At 71.2% G+C, this 1,898-nt stretch carries 2 protein-coding genes; both read right to left on the bottom strand.

Features of this window, described 5'->3' with window-relative positions:
* On the bottom strand, positions 1-707 hold a 707-nt coding region (locus OEB96_RS00445), incomplete at its 3' end, for a hypothetical protein (RefSeq protein ID WP_266213394.1).
* 116 nt (positions 708-823) lie between these two features.
* On the bottom strand, positions 824-1,898 hold a 1,075-nt coding region (locus OEB96_RS00440), incomplete at its 5' end, for a hypothetical protein (RefSeq protein ID WP_266213393.1).

Raw genomic sequence — 1,898 nt, 5'->3', positions numbered from 1 at the left:
GCGGCCACGTAGTCGTCGACGCACACGGAGACGGCGGAGTTGTCGTTGTTGTGGCCGCCGCCGTAGCCCTCGTCGGGGGTCTGGGGCAGCAGCGCCTGGGGGCCGGCCCGCAGCGACAGCAGCACCTCTTGCTCGATGGTCACGGTGGTGCCTCGCACGGTGGCCATCGCGGTCAGCACCACGCGCCCGTCGCTGTCGTCGATCCAGCTACCGGCCCCGGCGTCGCCGCCCAGCGCGTCGGCCGAGTTGTTGCGCACCCACGACGAGACCCGCGCCTCGGGATCGCCATTGGCCAGCAGCTCGCGCAGCGGCACGTCGCACCAGTGCACCGGGGTCCCGCCGTCGTCGCGCAGCAGCGACACCGCCCCTTGTCGCATGCACGGCCGTCCACCGCACGACGAGTCGGTGCCGGTCAGCAGCCCGTTGCGCTGCCCGGTCACGATCGCGTGATCGTCGGGGATGCAGTCGCCACAGGGATCGGAGCAGCTGGCACCCTGCGGCAGCGTGCCCTGCAGCGCGGCGTCGAGATCGGCCTCGGCCATGGTCACGTAGCGCGCCATCGCCAGGTCGAGCGTGGCCTGTGCGGCCATCAGCGCCCGCTCGCGTGCCACCAGCTGCCCCGCCTGGGTCACCTCGCGCGACGAGCTACGCACGACCAGCAGCCCCAGCGTCATCAACGAGACCGTCAGCAGCATCACGCTGACCATGGTGGCTCCTCGCTGCGACCTCGTGCGAGAGCCGTGAGTCGGGGCGATACGATCGCGTGTGTTCATGGTCGTGTCCTCCTCACTCATCATCATCGCTCGGGAACCATCGTCATTGTCTAAGGAATGGTCGGGTCGCGCCACCGCATGTTCCTGGGGGTGAACGCTTCGGTGAGCGTGAAGCGCTGTCGCACTCCTACCGGGGATGCCAGCGGTGCGCGGTCTTCGACCGCGAGCACCTGGTCGGTGGCCAAACCGCCCGCTGCCTCCTCGGTCTCCGACGAGCCCACCAGCGTGATGCGGATCGTCTGCGGACTCATGCGAAACGCCGGCGGCGGGTTCTGGCTGCCCTCCACCGCCACCCACTGGGCCGACGCGCGCTCCGCCGTCCCGTGGTAGACGCAGTCGGGCGCGGTGGCCTCGTTGCGCGCGTTGCCGAGCCACTCGTCGGCGTCGCGCCCGTTCCCCGAGGGGTTCTCGTCGACCTGTAGATTGGGCACGCCCGCCATCGCGCCCGCGGCGGGGCCCGGCTCCTCGAACCCCACGTCGGGCACCGGGATCGGCGGCAGCGCGTCGTTGGCCGCCGCCGCGGTGTAGCCGTCGCACCCCACCGCCACCTGCATGTCCTCGATCATCGGTCCCACCGCCACCGCGGCGGGCGGGCTGTTGCTCCCCGGCAGGTGCAGCTGCGGCGCGGGGCAGGTGCCCGCGGTGCAGTGCGGATAGTCCACGGCTCCGAGGTTGCCCGGGTCCACGCCGTCGCGGAATCCGATGATGTCGTACCGGACCAGGTACGGCAGCGTGGGGATCGAGTAGTCGATCTCGTATCGCGACCATCGCAGCCGCCCCAGCGGGATCACGCTGGCATCCAGGGTCGCATCGCCCGCGTTCCAGTCCGGCGCGTTCATGCCGGTGTCGAGCAGCGCGCCCAGGTTGGCGTCGAACCCCGACACCAGGCCGTCGATCGGCACCGTCCACAGCTGCTGGTCGCCCGCCGCCGCCTGCACGTCGCCCGTGATCTGCAGCAGCGCACACTGCCCGTGCCCATCGGGCCGCAGCGGGTTGGTGCCCGCCGTGGGCGGCCGCGCCAGGATGAGGAACGTCCCCGGCGGGAGCAGCTGCTGCACCTGCGCGACATGATTGGCGTCGGCGTTGCTGAGCATCGCCGAGCTGCGGATCGTCATCGTCGTGTCC

Origin of the sequence: Paraliomyxa miuraensis (assembly GCF_026337845.1) — a bacterium.
In the GTDB taxonomy this organism is placed as follows: Bacteria; Myxococcota_A; Polyangia; order Nannocystales; family Nannocystaceae; genus Paraliomyxa; species Paraliomyxa miuraensis.
Note: the sequence above shows the minus strand (reverse complement) of the source record. Positions and strands in the feature narration are given on the sequence as shown.